15 protein-coding genes are annotated in these 20,314 nt (G+C 70.9%); 6 read left to right on the top strand and 9 right to left on the bottom strand.

The window, feature by feature from the left end:
* Positions 1-457: 457 nt before the first annotated feature.
* Positions 458-1,249, bottom strand: coding sequence for a DeoR/GlpR family DNA-binding transcription regulator (locus ACFZBU_RS28705; RefSeq protein WP_391586559.1), 792 nt, complete (start codon positions 1,247-1,249; stop codon positions 458-460).
* A 245-nt stretch (positions 1,250-1,494) separates the two neighbouring features.
* Here ACFZBU_RS28705 and ACFZBU_RS28700 point away from each other — a divergent pair, with 245 nt between their 5' ends.
* On the top strand, positions 1,495-2,451 hold the full coding sequence (locus ACFZBU_RS28700; RefSeq protein WP_391586558.1) for an ROK family protein: 957 nt from the start codon (positions 1,495-1,497) through the stop codon (positions 2,449-2,451).
* Positions 2,448-3,590: an N-acetylglucosamine-6-phosphate deacetylase gene (gene nagA, locus ACFZBU_RS28695; RefSeq protein WP_391586557.1), complete on the top strand. Its 1,143-nt coding sequence runs from the start codon at positions 2,448-2,450 to the stop codon at positions 3,588-3,590. The genes ACFZBU_RS28700 and nagA overlap by 4 nt, the downstream gene beginning before the upstream one ends.
* Before the next feature lie 157 nt (positions 3,591-3,747).
* On the opposite strand, the gene ACFZBU_RS28690 is transcribed toward nagA, so the two are convergent.
* Both ACFZBU_RS28690 and ACFZBU_RS28685 read right to left on the bottom strand, forming a co-directional pair.
* Complete coding sequence (locus tag ACFZBU_RS28690; RefSeq protein ID WP_391586556.1) at positions 3,748-4,851, bottom strand: ADP-ribosylglycohydrolase family protein; 1,104 nt, start codon at positions 4,849-4,851, stop codon at positions 3,748-3,750.
* 236 nt (positions 4,852-5,087) lie between these two features.
* Positions 5,088-7,685: a bifunctional FO biosynthesis protein CofGH gene (locus ACFZBU_RS28685; protein ID WP_391586555.1), complete on the bottom strand. Its 2,598-nt coding sequence runs from the start codon at positions 7,683-7,685 to the stop codon at positions 5,088-5,090.
* 339 nt (positions 7,686-8,024) lie between these two features.
* On the opposite strand from ACFZBU_RS28685, the gene ACFZBU_RS28680 reads away from it, so the two are divergent.
* A complete protein-coding gene (locus tag ACFZBU_RS28680; protein ID WP_391586554.1) occupies positions 8,025-8,618 on the top strand; it encodes a Uma2 family endonuclease in 594 nt (197 codons plus the stop codon).
* A gap of 87 nt (positions 8,619-8,705) precedes the next feature.
* Here the strand turns inward: ACFZBU_RS28680 and ACFZBU_RS28675 are convergent, their stop codons facing one another.
* From ACFZBU_RS28675 to ACFZBU_RS28665, 3 genes are all read right to left on the bottom strand, one after another.
* Positions 8,706-10,481, bottom strand: a complete 1,776-nt coding sequence (locus tag ACFZBU_RS28675; RefSeq protein WP_391586573.1) for an amidohydrolase family protein — start codon at positions 10,479-10,481, stop codon at positions 8,706-8,708.
* 152 nt (positions 10,482-10,633) lie between these two features.
* Complete coding sequence (locus ACFZBU_RS28670) at positions 10,634-11,422, bottom strand: glucose 1-dehydrogenase (RefSeq protein ID WP_391586553.1); 789 nt, start codon at positions 11,420-11,422, stop codon at positions 10,634-10,636.
* 223 nt (positions 11,423-11,645) lie between these two features.
* On the bottom strand, positions 11,646-12,593 hold the full coding sequence (locus ACFZBU_RS28665) for a TIGR03619 family F420-dependent LLM class oxidoreductase (RefSeq protein ID WP_391586552.1): 948 nt from the start codon (positions 12,591-12,593) through the stop codon (positions 11,646-11,648).
* Between the two features lie 117 nt (positions 12,594-12,710).
* Here ACFZBU_RS28665 and ACFZBU_RS28660 point away from each other — a divergent pair, with 117 nt between their 5' ends.
* Complete coding sequence (locus ACFZBU_RS28660) at positions 12,711-13,550, top strand: enoyl-CoA hydratase/isomerase family protein (protein WP_391586551.1); 840 nt, start codon at positions 12,711-12,713, stop codon at positions 13,548-13,550.
* Positions 13,551-14,032: 482 nt separating this feature from the next.
* On the opposite strand, the gene ACFZBU_RS28655 is transcribed toward ACFZBU_RS28660, so the two are convergent.
* Positions 14,033-15,664, bottom strand: a complete 1,632-nt coding sequence (locus ACFZBU_RS28655; RefSeq protein WP_391586550.1) for a FadD3 family acyl-CoA ligase — start codon at positions 15,662-15,664, stop codon at positions 14,033-14,035.
* A gap of 135 nt (positions 15,665-15,799) precedes the next feature.
* Between ACFZBU_RS28655 and ACFZBU_RS28650 the strand changes: the two genes are divergently transcribed.
* Positions 15,800-16,576, top strand: coding sequence for an enoyl-CoA hydratase/isomerase family protein (locus ACFZBU_RS28650; RefSeq protein WP_391586549.1), 777 nt, complete (start codon positions 15,800-15,802; stop codon positions 16,574-16,576).
* A gap of 85 nt (positions 16,577-16,661) precedes the next feature.
* Here ACFZBU_RS28650 and ACFZBU_RS28645 read toward each other — a convergent pair whose 3' ends face one another.
* Together ACFZBU_RS28645 and ACFZBU_RS28640 are read right to left on the bottom strand one after the other, a co-directional pair.
* Positions 16,662-17,690, bottom strand: coding sequence for an acyl-CoA dehydrogenase family protein (locus ACFZBU_RS28645; protein WP_391586548.1), 1,029 nt, complete (start codon positions 17,688-17,690; stop codon positions 16,662-16,664).
* Positions 17,691-17,703: 13 nt separating this feature from the next.
* A complete protein-coding gene (locus tag ACFZBU_RS28640) occupies positions 17,704-18,846 on the bottom strand; it encodes an acyl-CoA dehydrogenase family protein (RefSeq protein ID WP_391586547.1) in 1,143 nt (380 codons plus the stop codon).
* 249 nt (positions 18,847-19,095) lie between these two features.
* On the opposite strand from ACFZBU_RS28640, the gene ACFZBU_RS28635 reads away from it, so the two are divergent.
* Complete coding sequence (locus tag ACFZBU_RS28635; protein ID WP_391586546.1) at positions 19,096-20,262, top strand: acetyl-CoA C-acetyltransferase; 1,167 nt, start codon at positions 19,096-19,098, stop codon at positions 20,260-20,262.
* Positions 20,263-20,314 lie beyond the last annotated feature (52 nt).

The raw sequence follows: 20,314 nt of genomic DNA, 5'->3' as shown, positions 1-20,314 counted from the left end.
CGGCCGACAGTCCTGTCGCCGCCAATGCCATCTGGTGCCGCTTCATCGCAGTACCGCCTTCATGCCTTCGGGAAAACAGGACCGTTGGTGAGGGTTTGGTCGCACTAAACCCATGCACGTGCTTGCGCAAAACTGTTCGCAATGCGGATTTGAAGAAAACTCTTGAGCAGCATCGAGCATTTTGCGGACTCGCCGTGTCGGCAGTCAACACCTCGCCGGAACAAAGGTCTACACCAATCCGGAGATTCGGAGGAGGGGTCGAGGAAGTTTGCAGAGCAATTCGTTACCCGGGTGGGCGCGCATGCAGAGGAACCGGCACAGAGGGTGCCGGTTCGCTCCCGCGACTGGTGCATCGGGTTGGTCGATCAACGGGCGCGCGATCGACCCGGACGCGCGAACGCGCCCGCCGGGAAGGCGGGCGCGCGGGGTCCGGGCGGGTCGGGCGGAACGGCCGGGTTCAGACCCGGATGACCCGTACGCCCGCGTCGACGAAGGCCGCCGCGGCCTCCTCCGTCGCCGAGGTGTCGGTGACCAGAACGCCGATCCGGTCCAGCGGGCAGATCCGGGCGAACGCGCGGCGGCCGAGCTTGGAGGAGTCCGCGGCCACCACCACCCGGCCCGCGCCGGCGGCCATCAACTGGTTGATGCTCGCCTCGCCCTCGTGGTGGGCGCTCGCCCCGTGCTCGACGTCGATCGCGTCGACGCCCAGGATCGCCACGTCCAGGGCCACCTCGCGCAGGATGCCGGTGGCCAACGGACCGATCAGTTCGTAGGACTGGGTGCGCGCCACGCCGCCGGTGACGACGATCTTCACGTGCCGGCGCACGGCGAGCTCGCCCGCGATGTTGAGCGCGTTGGTGACGATCGTGAACGCCTGGGCGTTCGAGTCGCCCTCGGTGTGCAGGTCGGCCCGGGCGACCAGGGCACGGGCCACCTCGGTCATCGTGGTGCCGCCGTTGAGCCCGATCGTCTCGCCCGGCTTGACCAGCGCCGCGGCGGCCTGTGCGATGCGCTGCTTCTCGGACGCGTGCCGGGCGGTCTTGTAGCGCAGCGGCAGGTCGTAGGAGACCGCGTGCGCGACCGCGCCGCCCCGGGTGCGGGTCAACATCTGCTGCTGGGCCAACTGATCCAGGTCGCGGCGGATCGTCGCGGGCGAGACGTCCAGCTCCGAGGCCACGTCCTCGACCTCCAGCCGACCGTGCTTGGCCAGCAGCTCCAGGAGCGCACCCCACCGCTCGTAACGGCTCACCCGTGACCTCCCGCCCTGTCCGACAGCCCTGGCCGACTCGCGTCGGATCGTGTGGGACATCCTGGCGGGCACCCCACACGTGTCGAGCATCGGGGTTTCCGTGAACCTCCGCTCACTCAACGATGCTGTTGCATGTTCATGTTTTCAACTGCTATCCAGTGAGCACAAACGCGCATTCTCCGATCCACCCGCCCTCGGGCTCACAATCCGCCCCGCCTACCAGACTTGAGACGCCGATGCCGCACGTGAACACCCCGCCGTCCGATCTGTCCGGCGCGGACTGCGTCGTCGCCCTCGATGTCGGCGGCACCGACATCAAGGGCGGTGTGGTCGACGCGGGCGGCAACCTCGTCTACAGCGAGCGCCGGCCCACCGGCCGGACCGCGGGCCCCAACGCGGTGGTGTCGGGCATCGTCGACTTCGCCGCCGCGCTGCGCGAGCGAGCGGTCGAGCTGGGTGGCGTGCCGCGGGCGGCGGGCGTCGTGGTGCCGGGGATCGTGGACGATCCGGCGGGAGTCGCGGTGTGGTCGGCCAGCATCCAGTGGCGCGAGGTGCCGCTGCGCTCGCTGATCGCGGATCGGCTCGGCCTACCGGCGGCTTTGAGCCACGACGTACGCACCGGTGCGCTGGCCGAGGGCCGGCTCGGCGCGGGACGCGACTGCGACAACTTCCTGTTCGTGGCGATCGGCACCGGGCTCGCCTCGGTGCTCGTGCTGAACGGCCGCCCCTACCCGGGCGCACACGGACAGGCGGGCGAGATCGGCCACATCACGGTGCGGCCGGGCAGCGGCAGATGTACGTGCGGAGCGGTCGGCTGCCTGGAGGCGCACTTCTCCGGACCCGCCATCGCGCACGCGTTCGCGGAGGCCGCGCCGGGCGACGACCCGCCGCTGAGCGCGGCCCAGGTGGTCGCCCGGGTGGCGGCCGGCGACCAGGTCGCGGCGGCCGTGTGGGGCCGGGGGCTGTCCGCGTTCGCGGACGGCCTGCTCACCGGACTCGCGCTGTACGACCCGAAATTGCTGGTGATCGGCGGTGGGCTCTCGCTCGCCGGGGAACAACTGTTCAACCCCTTGCGGACGTTGCTCGCCGAGCGCGCCGTGGTTCAACACGTGCCGCCGCTGGTGACCGCGGCGCTCGGGGACGAGGCCGGCTGCCGAGGCGCCGGCCTGATCGCGTGGGACACCTTGGAGGTGCGCGGGTGACGGTGCTCGGCAATGCGCGAGTGGTGCTGCCCTCCGGGGTGGTCGAGGGCGCCTCGGTCGGCGTGGTCGGTGATCGGATCGCCTTCGCCGGCCCGGGCCTGCCGGCAGGTCCCGAACCGGTGGTCGATGTCGCCGGCGGCTGGATCGTGCCCGGCTTCGTGGACATGCACGTACATGGCGGCGGCGGCGGTTCGTACACCTCCGGCGATCCCGACGAGGCGCTGCGGGTGGCCGAATTCCATCGCTCGCACGGCACCACGACCACGGTCGCGAGTCTGGTCACCGCCTCCCCGGCGGACCTGCTCGCCGTCGTGTCCGCGCTCGCCCCGCTCGTGCACGACGGCCGGCTGGCCGGACTGCACCTGGAGGGCCCATACCTGAGCGCGGCCCGCTGCGGCGCGCACGATCCGACCCAGTTGCGCGCACCCGACCGGGACGAGGTCGGCACGCTGCTGAAGGCGGCCGGCGGCGCGATCCGGATGATCACGCTGGCCCCCGAACTGCCCGGCGGCGTCGAGTTGGTGCGCCGACTGGCCGACGAGGGGGTGATCGCCGCGGTGGGGCACACCGACGGCACCCACCGTGAGACGCGCGCGGCGCTGGCCGCGGGCGCGAGCGTGGCCACCCACCTGTTCAACGCGATGCGCAGCGTGCACCACCGCGAGCCGGGACCGGTCACCGCACTGCTCCAGGACAGCGACGCGGTGGTCGAGTTGATCAACGACGGCGTGCACCTGCACTCCAGCGTGGTCAACCTGGCGTACGCGAGCGCGGGTCCGGACCGGGTCGCGTTCATCACCGACGCGATGGGCGCGGCGGGCATGCCGGACGGCGTGTATCCGCTGGGCGTGATGACCGTGGACGTGGTCGACGGCGTGGCCCGGCTGGCCGACGGCGACTCGATCGCGGGCAGCACGCTGACGCTGGACCGGGCGCTGCGCAACGGCGTCGCGGGCGGCCTGCCGATCGCCGACGTGGTCCGCTCGTTGTCCGCAACACCCGCGCGGGCGTTGGGCATCGCCGATCGGGTCGGCACCCTGGAGCCGGGCAAGCAGGCCGACCTGGTGGTGCTCGACGACGCACTGCGGGTGCGCGCGGTGATGGCGGCGGGTCGCTGGGTGGACGACCGCAGGCCGTAGCGGGTGTGCTCGCCCCCCGTCGTGACGCGTGGTCGGGGTCGCGGACACGGCCCGAGAGTCGTCGCGGACCCGGGCGCGCACGCGGGCACGGAGACGGGCCCGGGGTGAAGGGGGCGACATCCCCCGCCCCCGAGCCCGTCCCGTTCGCGCCTCGACGTCAGGTCGGTGGGTAGCGCTTGGCCCAGGAGGTCTCGCCGGCCTCGGGGCCGTGCAGCGTGGTGCCCTGCGTCATCTCCATCGCGAAGTCGTCGGCCAACTCCAGGATGGCGCCGCGGCCCTCCAGTTCGGCGACCAGGTCGGCGGGCAGCACGGTGTCGCCGTGCATCGCGCCCAGCAGGTTGCCGCAGATCGACCCGGTCGAGTCGCTGTCGCCGCCGTGATTGACCGCGAGCAGCAGCCCGGTGCGCATGTCCGGCGCCACCAGCGCGCAGTACAGCCCGATCGACAGCGCCTCCTCGGCCGTCCAGCCCTGGCCCAGTGCCTCCACCCGCTCGGCCGACGGCACGCCGGCGCGCACCGCGGCCAGCGCCGCCTCGATGGCGGTCGCCGTCTCGGTGTGCTCGGGCCGGGCCTTGACCAGATCCAGCGCCACCCGCACGCCCTCCTCCAGCGGCGCGCCCTGCATGACCGCGTGCACGATCACCGCGAACGCGCCCGCCGAGAGATAGCCGGTGGGGTGACCGTGCGTCAACACCGCGCATTCCACCGCGAGTTGGAAGACCAGCTCGGGACGCCAGCCGACCAGCAGGCCGAACGGCGCCGAGCGCATCACCGCCCCGCAGCCCTTCGAATCGGGGTTCTTGGGCCGCTCCAGCGTGCCCATCACACTCTCGTCCTCCAGGCCGCGCAGACACGCGGATCCGGGCGCACGCGAGCTGTACAGCCACTCCTCGCGGACCAGCCAGCCCTCGTCCTTGCGCTCGTCCGGCCCCCACTCGCTCTGCGTCGCCTTCCAGCGCAGATACGCGCCGTGCAGATCGGTCGGCGGATGCCAGGCACCGGTGTCGCGCCGCACGTGCGCGCGGATCAGGCCCTCCACCGTGAACAACGTCATCTGCGTGTCGTCGGTGATCGCGCCGTGCCGGTGATACGCCGTCACGTACCCGACCACGCCGTCGGCTCCGTGCTGTTCGCGGATCTCCGCGAGACTGAGGAACTCGATGCCCGCGCCGAGCGCGTCACCGATCGCGCCGCCGACGAGGCACCCCCGTACCCGTGCCCGAAAGTCCTGCAGCCGGTCTCTGGACCAGAGTGCGGCCATGTGTGTACTCCCCTCCCCCGACACCCCACCGCAGCGTACCGGCGGCGGGTCGCCCAGGGGTCGTACACGCGTCCGAGGGCCTGCGGTCGGTGGGCGTGGGCGTGCTCGGTCCGGTGCCGGCGTGGTGCCGGTGTGGGCGCTCCCGGCCGGCGGGCGGCGGGAGCGAGCCCGATCAGCCGGTGTCATCCGCGCGGGCCCCGGGGACGGGACGTCCTCCCCGGGGCCCGCGCACGGGCTCAGTTGCTCAGGATCGGGAGCATGATCCGCTCGACCTCGGCATCGTGGCGACGGGCCACCTCCTGGCGCTCGGCGCTCACCTCGCCGTAGGTGGTCGTGCGCTGGCGGGCGCGCCGACCCAGCGAGGCGGCCATCGCCTCCAGTTCGGCGATCGACTTCTTGGAGCCGTTGTCGGCGCCCGCCATTCGGGAGATGGTCTCCTCCATGAGCGTGCCGCCCATGTCGTTCGCGCCGCCCTGGAGCATCAGGTTGGTGCCTTCGACGCCGAGCTTGACCCAGCTGGTCTGGATGTTGTCGATCTTGCCGTGCAGCAGGATCCGGGCCATCGCGTGCACGGCCCGGTTGTCCCGAAGGGTCGGGCCCGGGCGGGCGATGCCGGCCAGGTAGACCGGCGCGTTGGTGTGCACGAACGGCAGCGTGACGAACTCGGTGAAGCCGCCCGTCTCGTCCTGGATCCGGCCGAGCAGCCGCAGGTGGCCCAGCCAGTGCGAGGGCGTGTCCACGTGGCCGTACATCATCGTCGAGGAGCTGCGGATGCCCAGCTCGTGCGCGGTGGTGACCACCTCGACCCAGGTCGCGGCGGGCAGTTTGCCCTTGGTCAGGATCCAGCGCACGTCGTCGTCGAGGATCTCGGCGGCGGTCCCGGGGATGGTGTCCAGGCCCGCCTCCTTGGCGGCGATCAGCCAGTCGCGAATGGACATCCCGGTCCGGGTCGCGCCGTTGGCCACCTCCATCGGCGAGAACGCGTGCACGTGCATGTCCGGCACGCGCTTCTTGACCTCGCGCGCGATGTCGAAGTACGCGCTGCCGGGCAGGTCCGGGTGGATGCCGCCCTGCATGCACACCTCGGTCGCGCCGACCGCCCAGGCCTGTTCGGCCCGCTCGCCCACCTGGTCCAGGGAGAGCGTGTAGGCGTCCGCGTCGGTGCGCCGCTGGGCGAACGCGCAGAAGCGGCAGCCGGTGTAGCAGACGTTGGTGAAGTTGATGTTGCGGTTGACGATGTAGGTGATCTCGTCGCCGTTCACCGTGCGCCGCAAGTCGTCGGCGATCCGGGCGAGTTCGTCCATCGCGACGCCGTCGCAGTGGAACAGCGCGAGGGCCTGGTCGTCGGTCAGCCGGGTCGGGTCGGCAGCCGCCTGCCCGAGCGCCGCCTTGACCTCCGAGTCGAGTCGGACCACCGATCCCGTGGCGCTGTCGGCGACCTGTTCGCGCAACGACTCCCAGTCGCCGTACACGTTGTCGAAGTCGTCCCGGCGGTCGGTGGTGCGGCCGGTGGTGTCGATGCTCACGTGCAGGTCGGTGCGGCCGGTCGCGGCGGCGAAGATGTCCTCGGGCTCCTGCCAGGGCAGCCCTTCCGGGCACTTGCCCTCGATCGCGAGCCCGGTCTCCGGGTCGGACAGCGCGCTCACGTGCGGCAACACCCGCGGGTCCAGCCACGGCTCGCCGCGCTGGATCACCTCGGGGTAGACGTTGAGCCGCTCGCGCAGCGTGAAGCCCGCCTCGGCGGTCCGCGCCGCGAGGAACTCGATCTGCGGCCAGGCGAGTTCGGGGTTGACGTGATCGGGGGTGAGCGGCGAGACGCCGCCCCAGTCGTCGATGCCGGCCGCGATCATCAGCGCGTACTCCTCGCCGATCAGGTTCGGCGGGGCCTGCACCCGGATCTTCGGGCCGAGCACAATCCGCGAGACGGCGATCGCGGCGGCCAACTCGACCAGGTCGGCGTCCGGCGTCGAACGCATCGCGGTGTCCGGCTTGGCCCGGAAGTTCTGCAGGATGACTTCCTGGATCGAGCCGTACTGCCGGGCGACCTTGCGCATCGCGAAGATCGACTCGGCCCGCTCGGTCATGTTCTCGCCGATGCCGATCAACAGGCCTGTGGTGAACGGGACGTTCGAGCGCCCGGCATCCTCCAGCACCCGCATCCGCACGGCCGGTTCCTTGTCCGGCGAGCCGTGGTGCGGGCCGCCGGGCTCGGACCACAGTCGGGTCGCGGTGGTCTCCAGCATCATCCCCATCGAAGCGCTGACCGGCTTGAGCCGCTGGAAGTCGGTCCAGGAGAGCACGCCGGGGTTGAGGTGCGGCAGCAGTCCGGTCTCCTCCAGGACCCGGATCGACATCGCCCGCACGTACGCGAGCGTGTCGTCGTACCCGTGCGCGTCCAGCCACTCGCGCGCCTCGGGCCAGCGATCCTCGGGCCGGTCGCCGAGCGTGAACAGGGCTTCCTTGCAGCCGAGCGCGGCGCCGTCACGGGCGATCTTCAGCACCTCGTCCGGGCTGAGGAACATCCCGTGGCCCTCGCGCCTGAGCTTGCCGGGGACGGTGACGAAGGTGCAGTAGTTGCAGCGGTCGCGACACAGTCTGGTCAGCGGGATGAACACTTTTCGGCTGTAGGTGATCACTCCGGCGCGACCGACCGCTTCCAACCCGGCATCGCGTACGCGCGCGGCCGACCGGCTCAGGTCCACCAGGTCCGCGTCGCGCGCGTGCAGGAGCACTGCCGCTTCCGAGACGTCGAGCATGACCCCGTCTCGGGCTCGCCGCAGCGCACGCCGCATCGAACTCTCGGTGGGACGTCCCTCGTTGGGGGTCGGGGTCATGCGACACCTCGCTGTCGTCGCTGTTGCTCGGGTTGGATCAGCGGGCCGACCGCACCTCGTACGGTCCGCCCAACCGACGAACGGGAGCCGACACGACGTCGCCCCCCGAACAGACCAAGGGTAGGCGCGCTCGAACGAGGGCATTGCGACTCGTGTCGCACGTCACGTGGGTCGTGAGGGCCGCGACGAACACCGTCGTCGATCTCGACGCCGTGCCATTCGGGTGACCTCCGACCGACTCGGTCGTTGGACTGTTCGGACCGGACAAGGACCGTGCCGGTGGTCGTGGAGAGTGTCACAATCGGGGCAGGTCGGGGCGACACGAAGGCGGTGCTGCGAATGGCGGCTCTCCCCGCGCAGTCGCACGTCCAGCCGTGGACCGTGGACGAATGGATCGCTCTCAACGAGGCATCACCGGACGGCAGCCGATACGAGCTCGTCGACGGGAGCGTGCTGATGAGCCCGCCGCCATCGATGCAGCACCAGTTCGCGGGTGACCAACTCCGGATGTTCCTGCACGCAGCGGCACCACCCGACTTCATCGCGGTCACCGCGTCCGGCATCCCGATGGGGAACCAGACCGGCCTGATCCCGGACGTGCTCGTCGTCGATCGTTCCGCTCTCGCCGACGGGATCAAGATGCCCGATCCATCGCAGGTCCACCTGGTCGTCGAAATCGTCTCGCCGCCGACAACCACGACCGACCGCACCCTCAAGCCCGCCAAGTACACCGCTGCCGGCATCCTGCACTTCTGGCGCTTGGAGACGGCACGGTTTCGCGGACTCGGACTCGATCGACTGCCGGTGCTGTTCGCCTACACGCTCGATGCCGAGGGCGAGTATCAACTGACCCGCCGCCTTGCGGCGGGCACCACCACTCGGATCGAGGAACCCTTCTCCGTCGAACTCGATCCCGCCGACCTCGACGCGTAGACCGCCCTCGCACGATCCGCCTGCATCGGACATGGAGCGGCGGCGTACGGGAGGACCCCCGCACGCCGCCGAGTTTCCGGTGGGTGGTCAGACCGAGACGGTGACCGTGTCCTTGCCGGAGCGCAGCAGCGTGCCGTTGGCCGCGCCGGTGGTCTCGCCGTCGCGGACCGTCTCCACGCCGTTGACCCGGACGCTGACCACGCCGGTGGACTCGCTGGTCAGGCGGGGGCTGTCGCCGGGCAGGTCGTGCATCAGGCGAGCCGGGCCGGAGCCCACGGTGGCCGGGTCGAACAGCACCAGGTCGGCGTGGAAGCCCTCGGCGATCCGGCCGCGGTCCTTGAGGCCGAACAGCTCGGCCGGCTCGGTGGTGAGCATCTGCACCGCGCGCTCCAGCGAGACCAGCTTGCGGCCGCGCAGCATGTCGCCCAGGAAGCGGGTGGTGTAGGTGGCACCGCACATCCGGTCCAGGTGCGCGCCGGCGTCCGACCCGCCCAGGATCACGTGCTCGTTGTCCCACACCTGCTGCCGCAGGTCCCACGACGCCTGGTCGTTGTCGGTGGGCATCGGCCACAACACCGTGCGCAGGTCGTCGTTGATGCAGATCTCGACGAGCGTCCAGAAGTCGTCCTGGCCGCGCTCCTTGGCGATGTCCGCGACCACCCGGCCGGACAGGCCCTCGTTCGCCTCGGAGTAGGTGTCGCCGATCACGTAGCGGCCGAAGTCGGCGAGCCGGCGGAAGACGCCCGCCTCGGGGCTGTCCGCGTTGCGCAGCATCTCCGCGCGCACCTCGGGGTCGCGCAGCTTGGCGATCCGCTCGGGCACCGGCAGGGACAGGATCGGGCCCCAGCCCGGGATCAGGTTGAGCGCGCAGTAGGTCAGGAAGGACATGTTCATCGGAACCAGGACAGGCATGGTCAGGATGACGATCCGCCCGCCGGCCTCCTTGGCCTTCTCCGACGCGTAGATCTGGCGGGGCGCGCGGTCGGGCGCCGCGGCGTCGACGGTGAGCACGTTCCAGTTCATCGGCCGGCCGGCCGTGGTGGTCATCTTGACCAGCAGGTCGATTTCCTCGTCCGAGAACTTGTCCAGACAGCCGGCCACGATGACCTCCAGCTGGGTGCCCTCGTGCTTGCCGACCTCCTCGCACAGCGCCAGGATCTCGGCGGGCGTCGCGGCTCGCGAGGGAACCGGGTTGCCGTCGCCGTCGGTGTGGTTGGACTGGCCGGTGGAGAAGCCGAGCGCGCCGGCCTCCATCGCCTTGCCCAGCTCGACCACCATCGCCGCGACCTGTTCGGGCGTGGCCTCCTTGCCGACCGAGTCGGCGCCCATCACGTAGCGACGGATCGCGCAGTGTCCGGCCATGAAGCCGGCGTTCACCGCGATCCGGCCCTCCAGCTTGTCCAGGTACTGGGCGAAGGTCTCCCAGCTCCAGTCCACGCCGTTCTCCAGCGCGGGCAGCGCCATGCCCTCGACCTTGGCCATCATCCGTCGGGTGTAGTCGGCGTCCTCGGCCCGGAGCGGCGCGAGCGTGAACCCGCAGTTGCCGCCGATGATCGTGGTCACGCCGTGGTTGACCGAGGGCGTGGCGTACGGGTCCCAGTGCAGCTGGGCGTCGTAGTGGGTGTGCGGGTCGACGAACCCGGGAGCCAGGATCAGGCCCTCGGCGTTCTCGGTGCTCGCGGCCTCTTCGGTTATGCCGCCGGCGGGGGTGACCGCGACGATCCGTCCGTCCCTGATGCCCACGTCACCCAGGAAGGACGGCGCGCCCGTCCCGTCGACGACGGTGGCTCCGGTGATGACGTGGTCCAGCATGGCGAAGCTCCTTCTGCCCTCGGTGTTGCCCGCGAACGCGGCCGACCGCACGCCTGCGCATGCCCGGCCCCGCCCACCCACGAAACTGATGGTACGTCAGATGCACGGGCCCGCCAGGGGTCCGCGCGGGATGAGACGGGGCTCACCCGAGTCATGCCGCAGCGGCATATCTCGACGGTGGGACGAGGCTCATGGGACAAGGCTCAGAAAAGCTTCACGCCCGCCATCCAGCCACCGTCCACGACGATGTGGGTGCCCGTCATGTACGAACTGTCGGCGCTCGTCAGGAACAGCGCCGCGGTCGCGATCTCGTCCGGCTCGCCGATCCGGGCCAGAGGTATGCCGCCGAACACCTCACTCACCGGGTCCGGTTCACCCGGGGCCGGGGTCGGCGCGGTCAGACCGTCGATGTCGCCCGGGTTGGTCATCGGCGTACGGACGCCGCCCGGGCAGATCGCGTTGACCCGGATCCCCGGTCCGGCCTCCAGAGCGGCCACCCGGGTCATCGCGAGCACCGCGCCCTTGGTGGACGCGTACGCCACCAGGCCCTCCATGCCGGCCAGGCCCGCGTAGGACGCGATGTTCACGATCGTGCCCGGGCCGCCCGCCGCGCGGATCGCGGGCAGTGCGGTCTTCATGCCCAGGAACGTGCCGAGCTGGTTGACCTCGACGATCCGCAGGTATGCCGCCCGGGACATCTCCTCGATCGGGTCGAAGGCCAGGATCCCGGCATTGTTGACCAGCCCGTCGAGCCTGCCGAACGCGTCGACGGCGGTGCGCACCGCCTGCTGCCAGTCGTCCTCGTCCGACACGTCCAGATGTACGTAGCGGGCAGCGTCGCCGATCTCCTTCGCCGCCGCCTCGCCCGCCTCGTCGAGGATGTCGGCGAGTACGACCCTCGCCCCCTCGGCCGCGAACAGGCGGGCCTCCACGACCCCCTGGCCACGTGCCGCGCCGGTGATCAGGACCACCCTGCCGTCCAGCTTGCCCATGCGAACTTCCCTTCCGAGAGCGGAGACTGATGGAGCATCAGAGCGTCGTGCGGGGTGTGCGCGTTGCGCCCATGGCGCACATCGTGCGCGTGGTGCCGTGAAGCGCCGCGTGGTGCCGCGGTTCGTGGTGCGCAATGCCGTGGTGCGCGTGGTGTGTGAGGCGGGCGGGGTACGAGGTGGGAGGAGTACGAGGAGGCGGCTCCGGGTGCGTGGAACGCCGCGCTCAGGAAAGGTTCGGCGCGACCTCGGCGGCGAACAGCGCGATCTGGTCCAGCAGTTCGGCCAGGTCACGGCTGCGGAAGCGGACCTGGATCTGGTTCGCGCCCTGCTCTCCGTACCAGCGCAGCGACTCGGCGAGCTTGTCCGGGCTGCCGGTGAGGGTGTTCGCGCCGACGTCCCAGCCGGCCTCGCCGACGTAGAGGAGCTCGGTGATCGCACCGATGTCCAGGCGTTCGTCGGCGCGGCCGACCTCCTCCTGGTAGCGCTTCAGTTCGGCCAGCTGATCGGGGTAGGTCGCCCGCGGGCTGCCCTGCGGCAACCAGCCGTCGCCGTACTTCGCCACCCGCTTCAGCGCCGCGCCCGCCGAGCCGCCGATCCAGATCGGCGGACGGGGGGTCTGCACCGGACGCGGCCGCGCGCCCATGTCGCCGACCTGCCAGCGCTCGCCGGCGAAGGTCACGTACTCGTCCCGAAGCGCGAGGTCGAGCAGTTCCAATGCCTCGTTGAGCGCCTTGCCCCGGGTCTTGAAGTCCACCCCGAGCATCTCGAACTCGGCCTCGACGTGTCCCGCACCCGCACCGACGATCGCCCGACCCTTGGAGATCCGGTCCAGCGTCGCGAACGCCTTGGCCGACATCATCGGGTGCCGGTAGGCGAGGACCGACACGTGACTGATCAGCCGGATCCGCTCGGTGATGGCCGCGAGCCAGCCGAGCGTGGTCATCGTGTCCCACCACTCGGTACCCATCGCGCCGGCGTGGCTGCGCGGGATCGCGGTGTGGTCGCAGACCGCGATGTACGCGAAGCCGGCCCGCTCGCAGGCCTGCGCGATGGCGGCCAGCTCGTCCGGTCCCGAGGTCTCCTCCCATGCCTCCGCGTACAGCTTGCTCTGCGACTGGATGGGCAGCTGCATGCCGACGTGCAGGGTGCCCGGGGGCAGGATCGCGGCCATGGAAGTGCCTCCGAGGGATCGAGGGAGATCGTTGGACTGTGGCGAACGCGTGTCACATACTCCGATCTAACGGGTCGTCAGACAAGGCCGAAGCACCGCTCCTGGAGGAACCGGACCGTGATCAACACCACCGACCCAAGCGTCGACGAGGCCGAGGTGCGGATGCGGCTGGAGGTCGAGGAGGCCACCGGCATCGCGGTGCTGACGCTGTGTCGACCGGACAAGCTGAACGCGTGGAGCTGGGAGGCCACCCGGCAGTTGGGCATCATGGCCGACCGGATCCGGTTCGACGAGCGGGTCCGGGTGGTGCTGCTGCGGGCCGAGGGGCGGGCCTTCTGCGCGGGCATCGACGTCACCGCACCCGGCGGCGCGATCACCGGCCGCTCCGGCGCCGAGCGCACCCGCAACTACTACGAGGGCCTGCGCTGGGTGCACGAGCGCTTTCGCACCTTCGCCCGGCTGCCGCAGCCCGTGGTCGCCGCCGTCCAGGGGTACTGCCTCGGCTTCGGCTTCGAACTCGCGCTGATGGCGGACATCCGGATCGCGGCCGACGATGCCAGGTTCGCGCTGCCCGAGGCGCAGATCGGCGTCGCGGTGGACGCGGGCGGCGACATCCGGATCGCCCGGGAGGCGGGCGCGGGCTGGGCCAAGCTGCTGTCCCTGACCGGCCGCCGGATCGACGCGGCCCTGGCCGAGCGCCTGAACCTGGTCCAGGAGGTGGTGCCCGTGGCCGACCTGGACCGCACCGCCCGCGCCCTGGCCGAGGAAATCGCCGCCAACGCCCCCCTGGCCGTCCAGGGCATCAAACGCAGCATCGACACCTTCGCCGACGCCAACCTCGACACGGCCCTGGGTCTGACCGCGATGTCCGCGGCCCTGACCCTGGTCTCCGACGACTCGGTAGCAGGCTACGCAGCCAAAGCAGCCCGCAAATCAGCAGAATTCGAGGGCAAGTAACCCCCACCCGCCCCCGACAACCTCAAACGCCGGCCGGACCCCCACACCTCGACCGGCGCTTGAGGCCACTCGGCGGGGCCGGCCCACGAGGCCACCCAGCCCGGCCGGCGCTTGAGGCGAACAAGCCCGGCCGGCGTTTGAGGCCAAGCAGCCCCGCCGGCGCTTGAGGCGAACAAGCCGGGCCGGCGTTTGAGGCCAAGCAGCCCCGCCGGCGCTTGAGGCGAACAAGCCGGGCCGGCGTTTGAGGCCAAGTAGCCCGGCCGGCGTTTGAGGCCAAACAGCCCCGCCGGCGCTTGAGGCGAACCCAGCCTCGCCGGCGCTTGAGGCGAACCAGCCCGGCCGGCGCATGAGGCCACTCAGCCCGGCCGGCGCTTGAGGCCAAACAGCCCCGCCGGCGCATGAGGCGAACCCAGCCCGGCCGGCGCTTGAGGCCAAACAGCCCCGCCGGCGCTTGAGGCCAAGCAGCCCCGCCGCCCACCCCCTCAGCGCCGCGCCGCCTCCTCCGCAGCCCGCGCCCGAAGCTCGAACTTCAGCACCTTCCCGCCCGGGTTCCGCGGCAACTCGGTGACGAACTCGACCGCCCGCGGCACCTTGTAGTTCGCCATCTCCTGCCGGCAGAACGCGATGACCTCCTCGGCCGTCACCTCCGCCCCGGGCCGCAGCAGCAGGTACGCCTTGCCCACCTCGCCCATCCGCGCGTCCGGAACGCCGACCACCGCGGCCTCCGAGATCGCCGGGTGCCCCGCCAGCACCGACTCGATCTCCGCCGGGTAGGCGTTGAAGCCGCCGACGATGAACATGTCCTTGATCCGGTCGGTGATCCGCAGGTTGCCGTGCTCGTCCAGCACACCCACGTCGCCCGTGTGCAGCCAGCCGTCGGCGTCGATCGACCCGGCGGTCTCCTCCGGGTCCTCGAAGTAGCCCTTCATCACGTTGTAACCACGCACCCACACCTCGCCGGACTCGCCGACCGGGGTCGGCTTGCCGTCCGCGTCCGTGGTGATCACCTCCACGCCGGGAATGGCCCGCCCCGAGGTGGACGAGATGACCTCGGCCGAGTCGCCCTGCCGGCACATGGTGGCCGTACCGCACGACTCGGTCAGCCCGTAGGCGGTGAGTACCGAGTCGAAGCCCAGTTCCTCCGCCATCCGGGTCACCAGGGACAACGGCACCGCCGCCGCGCCGGTGACCGCGAGCCGCAGCGAGGACACGTCGTACTTGCCCGCCCCCTCGCGCGCCACCGCGTCCAGGAGCGAGGTGTAGATCGTCGGCGCGCCCGGCAGCACGGTGACCCGCTCCTGCTGGATCACCGCCATCGTGGCGTCCGGGTCGAAGACCGCCTGCGGGATCATCGTGGCGCCCTTGATCAGGCTCGCGATGATCCCCGCCTTGTACCCGAAGGTGTGGAAGAACGGGCTGACGATCAGGTACTTGTCGCCCTCGACGAGGCCGACCACCGACGCCCACGTGTCGAACACGCGCAACGTCTGCGCCTGGGTGGTCATCACGCCCTTGGGCTGCCCGGTGGTGCCGGAGGTGAAGATGATGTCGCCGATGTCGTCGGGGCTGACGCTCGCCTTGCGGGCGTCCACCTCGGCCGCGGTGACCCGGTCGCCGCCGGCGAGGAAGTCCGACCACGCGACGCAGTCGTCCGGCGCGGTGTCGGCCAGCACGACCACCCGTTCCAATTCGGGCAGGTCCGCGAACGCCCGGCCCTCCGCCGCCCCGCCGGCCGCCTGGCGGAGCATGCCGACGTAGGACGAGCCGAGGAACGTGCCCGAGACGAACAGCAGCCTGGCGTGCGTCTTGGCCAGCACGTACTTGGCCTCGGCGCCCTTGTACCGGGTGTTCATCGGCACCACGACCGCGCCCGCGGTCAGCGCGCCGAGCGCGGACACGATCCAGTCCAGCGAGTTCGGCGCCCAGATGCCGACCCGGTCGCCCTTGTGCACGCCCGCCGCGATGGCGGCGCCGGCGGCACGCCGGACACGGTCCCGCAGTTCGGCGTAGCCGACCCGTACATTGCCGTCCACCACGGCCTCACGGTCACCGAAGCGGTCCGCCGCGCTGTCGACGAGAGCAGGGATGCTCCCCCACTCAAGATCCCCTTGCATGATCGCTCCCGGAGAGGCCAGAGGTTGATAGAACCTGACGGTACGTCAGATCATGGTGGCGTGGGAAGCGGCATCACGGCGATCGAGACGCAGACCACCGAGACGTGGTGGTCACCGATGATTGAGGGCTGAGGCATGCGCAAGTTCGAGACGCTGGGCTACGAGCAGGAGAACGGCGTCGCGTGGGTGACGCTGAACCGCCCGAACCGGCACAACGCGTTCGACATCACCATGATCGACGAGCTGCACTCGTTGTGGCGTGAGCTGCGGCACGACGACGACGTGCGGTGCGTGGTGCTCACCGGCGCGGGCGACAAGGCGTTCTGTACCGGCATCGACCGGGGTGTGGACATCCCCCAGCCGTCGTCGCCGTACATGATGGACGACCCGATGCTCAAGGTGGGACCGAAGTTCTCCGACCTGTGGAAGCCGGTCATCGTCGCGGTGAACGGCATGGCCTGCGGCGGCGCGTTCTACCTGCTCGGCGAATGCGAGTTCGTGATCGCGGCGGAGGAGGCGACCTTCTTCGACCCGCACACCACGTACGGCATGGTGTCCGGCTTCGAGTCGATGCACCTCGCGCAGCGCATGCCGCTCGGCGAGGTCATGCGGCTCACCCTGCTGGGCAACGCCGAGCGGATGAGCGCCAAGCGCGCCTACGAGACGGGACTGGTGTCCCAGGTGGTGCCGGCGGCCGAGTTGCTCGACACCGCCCGGTGGGCCGCCGAAACCATCGCCTCCTACCCCCCGCACGGCGTCCAGGGTTCCGTGCGCTCCATCTGGGCGGCCCGCGACCTCACCCGCGCCCAGGCCCTGAGCATGGCCCCCCACATGATCGAGCTGGGCAACCTCGACTGGTCCGAGCAGGCGAGCCTGTTCCGAGACCGCGGCAAGGACTTCCGGGTGCGCTGACACGCGCCGAGGGCCCCGACCCACCGAGGTGGGTCGGGGCTCGGTCGGACGACGGCCGCCTCTTGCGTCGTCCGGGTCTCGGGCGTCAGTACGAGGGCGTGGTGGGTGCCGGTGCGGCGCCGAGCAGGTCGGTTGCGATCCGGTCGCGGTGTTCGCCCGGGTCGCCCCACGCGGCGCCCAGTGCCCAGGCGCGCTTCATGAACAGTTGGAGGTCGTGCTCCTCGGTGTAGCCGATCGCGCCGTGCACCTGGAGGCAGTTGCGGGCCGCCAGGTCGGCCGCCTCGCCCGCGTAGATCTTCGCCATCGACACGTCGCGGTCCGCCGAGGGCAGGTCGCGAGCGAGCGAGTAGGCCGCACGCAGCACCACCGGGCGGGCGAACTCCAGCTTGATCAGCACGTTGGCCAGGTGGTGCTGGACCGACTGATGGGTGCCGATCCGCACGCCGCGCTGGACCCGCTGCTTGGCGTAGTCCACCGTCATGTCGAGCATCCGCCGGGTCAGGCCCAGGAGCTGTGCCGCCGCGCCGAGCGCGCCGCGGTTCGCCGCCCGGGACAGCGCCCGTTGCGCGCCGGAGGCCACCAGGGTCTCCGGGGTCGGTTGGAAGCCGACCGTGTAGAGCTTGCGACTGCGGTCGACGGAACGTTGTGCGGTGAGTTCGCAGTCGCCCGGGTCGGTCACGTGCAGGTCGCCGTTGGCCAGCCCGATCACCAGCACGTCGGCGGCGGCGGCCTCGACGGCGAGTCGCCGACCGGGCAGCAGTACCGAGGCGGTGGCCCGGCCGGCCGCGATCTCGGCAAGCCATCCGGCGTCGGCGGCGAACTCGGCGAGCAGGCCGGCCGCGACCGCGGATTCGAGCAGCGGTTCGGGCAGCGCGGCGTAGCCGGTCTCCACCAGCACGGCGGCCAGCTCCTCGTCGCCCATGCCCAGGCCGTCGTGCTCCTCGGGGATCACGATGCCGGTCACGCCGATCTTGGCGAGTTCGGCCCAGCGTGCGGAGATCGCGCTGTCGGCGGCCCAGGCGGCGCGTACGTCCGAGCCGGTGCACCGGTCGGCGAGGAAGTCGCGGACGGTGTCGCGGAACAGTTCCTGGTCTTCGGTGTATGCGAGGCGCATCGTCGGAATCCTTCTACTTCGCTCGGGGCAGGCCGAGGATGCGTTCGGCGATCGTGTTCCGCTGGATCTCGTTGGTACCGGCGTAGATCGGCCCGCCGAGCGCGAACAGGAAGCCGTCCAGCCAGCCGCCGTCGCCGTCGTCCAGCTCGCCCGCCTCGCCGAGCAGGCGCAGCGCGGTCGCGTGCAGCTCGACGTCCATCTCGGACCAGAAGACCTTGTTGATCGAGGAGTCCGCGCCGATCGCGCCGCCCGCCTGGAGCTTGGTGACGGTGCCGAAGGTGAACAGCCGGTACGCCTCGGCGTCCATCCACGCGCGCACCACCGCGTCCCGCTCGGCCGGGCGCGGGTCCTGCTTGTACAGCTCGATCAGCCTGTTCGCGGGTGCCACGAAGCGGCCGGGGCTGCGCAGGTTGAGCCCGCGCTCGCTGCCGGTGGTGGCGATCATGATCTTCCAGCCCTCGTTCACCCCGCCGAGCACGTCGGCGTCCGGTACGAAGACGTCGTCCAGGAAGACCTCGGCGAAGCCCGGCTCGCCGTCCAGCTGCGGGATCGGCCGTACGGTCACGCCCGGGGCGGCGAGGTCGACCATGAAATAGGTCAGCCCGCGGTGCCGCTGTGCCTCGGGGTCGGTGCGGAACAGGCCGAACAGCCGGTGTCCGTACGTGCCGCGCGAGCTCCAGATCTTCTGCCCGTTCAGCAGCCACCCGCCGCGCTCGTCGTCGCGGTCGGCCCGCGAGCGCACGTTGGCCAGGTCGGAGCCGGCCTCCGGCTCGGACCAGCCCTGGACCCAGATCTCCTCGCCGGAGGCCATTTTCGGCAGGTAGCGGTCCTGCTGCTCCTTGCTGCCGAATTCGAAGACGGTCGGCGCGAACAGGAAGATGCCGTTCTGGCTGACCCGGCCCGGGGCGCCCGCGCGGTAGTACTCCTCCTCGAAGATCAGCCATTCGGTCAGACCGGCCTCGCGCCCGCCGTACTCCTGCGGCCAGGACACCACCGCCCAGCGCGCGTCGAAGAGCTTGCGCTCCCACGCCTGGTGGGCCAGGAAGCCCTCCCGCGTGTCCATCGACGGCAGTGGCTCGGCGGGCACGTTGGCGGCCAGCCAAGCGCGCACCTCCCGGCGGAACTCCTGCTCCTGCTCGGTGAATTCGAGATCCACTGGGCGACTCCCTCGACGGGTGTGAGACCGAGGACACACAGGTCGAAACCCGGTCGGACACGGGTAGCATAACTGACGGGTCGTCAGGTTAACCGTTCCGTGCGGTGTGGCGACACCGTGTACGGCGTGCGATCGGACACGCGGGCGAGCGAAATCGTCGGTCGAACGTCGCCGGTCGTACGTCACCGGTCGAACAATCGTCGGTCGAACACTCGTGAGTCGAACACTCGAGGATCAAAGGGGGCCCCAGTGGCCGAGGCATACATCGTCGACGCGGTTCGCACGCCGGTCGGCCGCAAGAAGGGCAGCCTGGCCGGGGTGCACCCGGCCGACCTGGGCGCCCACGCGATCAAGGCCCTGGTCGAGCGCAGCGGGATCGACCCGGACGTGGTCGAGGACGTGGTGTTCGGCTGCGTCGACACGATCGGCCCGCAGGCCGGCGACATCGCCCGCACCGCGTGGCTCGCCGCGGGCTACAGCGAGGCGGTGCCCGGGGTCACGATCGACCGGCAGTGCGGCTCCTCGCAGCAGGCGATCCACTTCGCGGCGCAGGGCGTGATGTCCGGCACCCAGGACGTGGTCGTGGCCGGCGGCGTGCAGAACATGAACCAGATCCCGATCGGGTCGGCGATGACCTCGGCCGTGCCGCTCGGCTTCAGCGACCCGTTCTCCGGCTCCAAGGGCTGGGTGGCACGCTACGGCGACGAGCCGGTCGACCAGTTTTACGGCGCCGAGCTGATCGCCAAGCGCTGGGACATCTCCCGCGAGGAGATGGAGCGCTTCGCGCTCGCGTCGCACGAGCGTGCCCTGCACGCGATCGACAACGGGTGGTTCGAGAAGGAGATCGCACCGATCGACGTGGACGGCACCGTGGTCTCGGTCGACGAGCCGCCGCGCCGGGGCACCACGTTGGAGAAGATGGCGGAGCTGAAGGTGCTGATGGAGGGCGGCCGGATGACCGCCGCCGTCGCATCGCAGATCTCCGACGGGGCGGCGGCGCTGCTGATCGTCTCCGAGCGGGCCCTCAAGCAGTACGGCCTCACCCCGCGCGCCCGGATCCACCACATGAGCGTGCGCGGCGCGTCCCCGATCGAGATGCTCTCCGCGCCGATCCCGGCCACGGAGTACGCGTTCGCCAAGTCCGGCCTGGGCATCGACGACATCGACGCGGTCGAGATCAACGAGGCGTTCGCGCCGGTGGTGCTGTCCTGGATGAAGGACATCAAGGCCCCACACGAGAAGGTCAACCCCAACGGCGGCGCGATCGCCCTGGGCCACCCGCTCGGCGCCACCGGCGCCCGCCTGATGACCACGTTGCTCCACCACCTGGAGCGCACGGGGGGCCGCTACGGCCTCCAGACCATGTGCGAGGGCGGCGGCCAGGCCAACGCCATCATCATCGAACGCCTGGGCTGAGCTACCCGGTCGACGCGAACGAGGCCCGCCGGTGCGCCGGCGGGCCTCGTCG

Origin of the sequence: Embleya sp. NPDC008237 (assembly GCF_042956465.1) — a bacterium.
Lineage (GTDB): Bacteria > Actinomycetota > Actinomycetes > Streptomycetales > Streptomycetaceae > Embleya.
The sequence above is the reverse complement of the archived record's forward strand: the minus strand, read 5'-3'. Positions and strand labels throughout refer to the sequence as shown.

Coding starts and splice junctions, on each gene's coding strand:
- ACFZBU_RS28690 (WP_391586556.1), bottom strand. CDS start 4,851: ATGGCCGCACTCTGGTCCAGAGACCGGCTGCAGGACTTTCGGGCACGG.
- ACFZBU_RS28685 (WP_391586555.1), bottom strand. CDS start 7,685: ATGACCCCGACCCCCAACGAGGGACGTCCCACCGAGAGTTCGATGCGG.
- ACFZBU_RS28680 (WP_391586554.1), top strand. CDS start 8,025: ATGGCGGCTCTCCCCGCGCAGTCGCACGTCCAGCCGTGGACCGTGGAC.
- ACFZBU_RS28670 (WP_391586553.1), bottom strand. CDS start 11,422: ATGGGCAAGCTGGACGGCAGGGTGGTCCTGATCACCGGCGCGGCACGT.
- ACFZBU_RS28665 (WP_391586552.1), bottom strand. CDS start 12,593: ATGGCCGCGATCCTGCCCCCGGGCACCCTGCACGTCGGCATGCAGCTG.
- ACFZBU_RS28655 (WP_391586550.1), bottom strand. CDS start 15,664: ATGCAAGGGGATCTTGAGTGGGGGAGCATCCCTGCTCTCGTCGACAGC.
- ACFZBU_RS28650 (WP_391586549.1), top strand. CDS start 15,800: ATGCGCAAGTTCGAGACGCTGGGCTACGAGCAGGAGAACGGCGTCGCG.
- ACFZBU_RS28645 (WP_391586548.1), bottom strand. CDS start 17,690: ATGCGCCTCGCATACACCGAAGACCAGGAACTGTTCCGCGACACCGTC.